The 3,915-nt window shown below is 52.9% G+C and carries 3 protein-coding genes, 1 pseudogene and 1 riboswitch; of the genes and pseudogenes, 2 read left to right on the top strand and 2 right to left on the bottom strand.

What is annotated here, in order from left to right; all coding sequences use genetic code 11:
* Positions 1-206: 206 nt before the first annotated feature.
* Positions 207-310, bottom strand: a riboswitch (TPP riboswitch).
* 485 nt (positions 311-795) lie between these two features.
* Positions 796-1,797 (top strand): biotin synthase BioB, encoded by a 1,002-nt coding sequence (gene bioB, locus RMR24_RS10830; RefSeq protein ID WP_310615088.1) that lies wholly within the window; start codon positions 796-798, stop codon positions 1,795-1,797.
* A 533-nt stretch (positions 1,798-2,330) separates the two neighbouring features.
* Positions 2,331-2,618: pseudogene (locus RMR24_RS10825) on the top strand (IS30 family transposase); the annotation flags it as partial.
* Positions 2,619-2,709: 91 nt separating this feature from the next.
* On the opposite strand, the gene RMR24_RS10820 reads toward RMR24_RS10825, so the two are convergent.
* Positions 2,710-3,630 (bottom strand): plastocyanin/azurin family copper-binding protein, encoded by a 921-nt coding sequence (locus tag RMR24_RS10820; protein WP_310615087.1) that lies wholly within the window; start codon positions 3,628-3,630, stop codon positions 2,710-2,712.
* 103 nt (positions 3,631-3,733) lie between these two features.
* Positions 3,734-3,915, bottom strand: a 182-nt coding sequence (locus RMR24_RS10815; protein ID WP_405023337.1) for a transposase, incomplete at its 5' end; no start/stop codon positions are given.

Below are 3,915 nucleotides of genomic sequence, written 5' to 3'. Positions count from 1 at the left end.
TGGCTGACTTCGCGCATGGGAACCATCAGGTCAGGGCGAGAGCCAAGTATGTGTATCTTGCGCGAACTAGGCAAAGGTGCAATCGCTGCCGCATCCACAGAGGCGGATTGGGCATCGAATTTGGAGGGAGCATTCACGGGCGGAGTCCTTCAGTCAATACGCTCCGAAGGACGCCCTAGACACCTTGCAGGCGCGCGACCAGCATGGGCAGGGGGAAATGCTCTTCTTCCGCCGGTATGAACCGGATCAAGTTCTCGGGTTTGGACAAGTCATCTCAGCCCACACCATGTGGACACCCCGGAGCGTGAACGCAGTATACCGATTACATACCAGATAAATCGGTGAATGGCCGCTTATAGCCGAGCTAGACTGCGCCCATCAGCTATTTACGAACTTTCTATTTTGACTACTTCGTAAGTCAAAGAAAATGCTGGCTATTGCCATCCCGCGCGTCCGCACAGGCAACTACGAGCAGCAGTTGATAGCAAGCAAGCCGACTCATGGGCTTTAATGAGCCCGTCATCGTCATGTACGCAAGGGGACTGACGGTGCGCGGGGTGTTTGGTACATCCGTGCACGGTGGATAACACTCCTGCCCACCGCGCTTCGTGATCTGACGCGCGCTAGCGCTTGCCAAACAGCTGTTTAAAGTAATCGCCAAATCCAAATTTGAAATCCTGGGGCTTCTAATCTTTATTCCGCCTTAAACACAGAATTTCTGACAATCCCCGTGTCGCACCTCGTACTTGAATCCGCCTTGCTATAGTCAATGATCATTTTTTAGAAGCTCTTTGTATGCAATCGACTCTGCACCATGAACAACCCGTTCATTTCATTAAACCCTCCCAAGCCCTAGTCGTGACCGATCATGCATGGTCATTGAGCGCTGTGGAGACCTTGTTTAATTTGCCATTCAATGACTTGATGTTCAAAGCGCAGCAAGTTCATCGCGAGAATTTCAACCCTAACGAAGTTCAGCTCTCCACCTTGTTGTCTATCAAGACCGGTGGGTGCTCGGAAGATTGTGCCTATTGCCCGCAAGCGTCGCGCTACGACACTGGCGTGGAAGCGTCTAAGTTGCTAGACGTTGAAACCGTCAAAGCGGCAGCTACAGAGGCTAAAAAGAATGGTGCAACCCGTTTTTGCATGGGCGCAGCTTGGCGCGAACCGAAAGATCGCGACATTGAAAAAGTGGCTGAACTCATCCGAGCGGTCAAAGATCTGAACTTGGAAGCTTGCTGCACTTTGGGCATGTTGTCGACGATGCACGCCAATACGCTGAAAGAGGCGGGTCTTGACTATTACAACCACAACCTGGATACAGCGCCTGAGACTTACGGTGACATCATCACCACCCGTGTGTACCAAGATCGTTTGGACACACTTGAGCGTGTTCGCTCTGCTGGCATGAATGTGTGTAGCGGTGGCATTGTGGGCATGGGGGAGTCACGTGCGCAGCGCGCTGCCTTGGTTCACCAACTGGCTAACCTCAACCCTTACCCTGACTCAGTACCTATCAACAACTTGGTACAAGTTGAGGGTACGCCGTTGTTCGGTACAGATGCCTTGGATTTGTTAGAGTTCGTGCGCACCATTGCGGTCGCTCGCATCACGATGCCTAAAGCGCGTGTGCGTTTGTCGGCGGGTCGTCAAAAAATGGGCGAAGCGATTCAAGTTTTGTGTTTCATGGCTGGTGCTAACTCCATTTTTTATGGCGACAAGTTGCTGACCACAGGCAACCCTGATTGGGCGAAGGATCAAGCCTTGTTGGGTAAATTGGGAATGAAAACCAACTGAAGTGACTGTTTGAACAGCGCGATGCCTTGAGGCATGATTAAAAACCCGCCGCTCTCAAAGTCTAAGTGCAACAATTTTCGAAAGGAAATTATTGCATCTCCAAACATTACACCCAACTCCAAACAGAGGAGCGCGCATTGATTCAAACGATGCTTGAATCACGCCGCCTCGACCGACTGCCGCGAATTGCGGCGCAACGACTCCGTTGCGACAAGTAGCCCACACCCAGTGTGGCAGAGGCCGCCGCTGGCTGGCGGCTATCGCTGCTTAGAAGCGAGCCAACGCGCTTGCCGCTTACGTCACCTTCCTCGCGTACCGCGCCGCATGGCTGTGGGAACGCCGCTTTGGGACAGCGTCCTGCATGGCTTGTCCCAGGGGCTATCGCCCGAGCAAGTCAGTGGCTTACTATCCAAACGCATGGACAGCACAGGGCGCATTAGTCACGAGAGCATTTACAGCGCCATCTACGCTATGCCGCGTGGCCAGTTGCGCTCTGAGGTGGTTGCTTTGCTGCGCAAGTCGCACAAGACAACACGGGCGTTGAGGTGTACTTCGCGCATCCACACAGCCCGTGGGAGCGCGGCATCAATGAGAACACCAATGGTTTTCTGCGTCAGTATTTCCCGAAGGGCTCCGATTTGAGCGTTCACTCGCAGGAACATTTGGACGCTGTCGCTTGGCGACTCAATACACGTCCCAAAAAATCTCTAGCTTGGAAGTGCCCTGCCGAGCTCTTCTTGCCTGAAGGTGCGTTCGACGCTCTCGCTTATTGGAAATCTATACTTAACCCTTCTCAACCCAGTGTTGCACTTCTACCTTGAAGCCTCCGCCGCCAAAGAGGTGGGCGACACCCGTGCCGCCCCAGATGCTGTCCGTTCCTTGCACTTCCTAGATTTGATCGCGCAGTTGTAGTCACATCACATGAATCACGCCGCGCATACCCGCTTCATAATGGCCCAGCTCAAAGCAAGCCATGGCGACATCACCTGCTTGGTTAAAAGTCCAAGTTAGCGTGCCTTGCTCACCCGCCGCTAGCGAGAGCGCCTGAGCGTCGCCGCCGTGCGCGTGTTCGTGGCTGTCCGTGTTCTTGTGCGCCTGATTGTGCGTGTCGATTTTCATTTTTTTCATTTGCGCCGCGTGTTCTTGTAATTCTTTGGCGCTACCAATCACCCATTCGTGACGCACTTTTCCGAGATTTTTAAGCGTAAAGCGAATCGTCTCACCCTGTTTGACTTGCAGGTGCTCGGGAGAAAAGCGCATATTGTCTTGCATCTCTATCGCTACTTCACGCACACTAGCGGGAACATTAGCAGACGCATTTTCAGAATCCCCAGCGGCAGCAACTGGCGCAGCATAGCTGTGCGTATGTTCATCGTGTTTAATTCCCGCCGCCGTATCGCCCAGCACGCGCCAAGCCAACAGCGCCCCTGCCACCACAAGGACACTTGCCAGCACGCCATAGCACCATGCGTTTTTAGAATTTTGCGCTTTGCTGCCCATAAAGTACATCGCCCAAACGCTCAGTACAAAGCCCAGCGGAACAACCCACGCGCTGCGCTGCGGTGAGTCGGGGAAATGTTGCAATCCACCCGTGAAAAATCCAATTCCAATAGAAAAGACGATGCCTGCGCCCAGCACGTCACGCCACTTTATTGCCGCAGTGGGATGGTTGCGCATTTCCAACCATGCGCCAACCAGATAGAACAGCACACCCAATCCAGCCGTCCACAGCGAGCGTGTTTCGCTAAAAAATCCGTGGTTGACCGCGCCCGCAATAAAGCTGATGCCGCCGTACTTGAGAATGGCTGAAAGATGCGTGAGTGAAAAGTTCATCAAAATATCCTTGGTTGGTTGCTACGCCCAGTATTGCTTACACGCACGGTTTTGCAGCTCTTGTTTTGCAGATCTTATGGGCTTCGCCAAAAACTGGGCGGTTTCAAGGTAGAAGTGCAACACTGGGTTGCGAAAGGTTGAGTATAGATTTCCAGTCTAGAGATTTTTTGGGACGTGTATTGAGTCGCCAAGCGACAGCGTCCAAATGTTCCTGCGAGTGAACGCTCAAATCGGAGCCCTTCGGGAAATACTGACGCAGAAAACCATTGGTGTTCTCATTGATGC

It is taken from the genome of Limnohabitans sp., from assembly GCF_031539105.1.
Classification (GTDB): Bacteria; Pseudomonadota; Gammaproteobacteria; order Burkholderiales; family Burkholderiaceae_C; genus Limnohabitans.
Note: the sequence above shows the minus strand (reverse complement) of the source record. Positions and strands in the feature narration are given on the sequence as shown.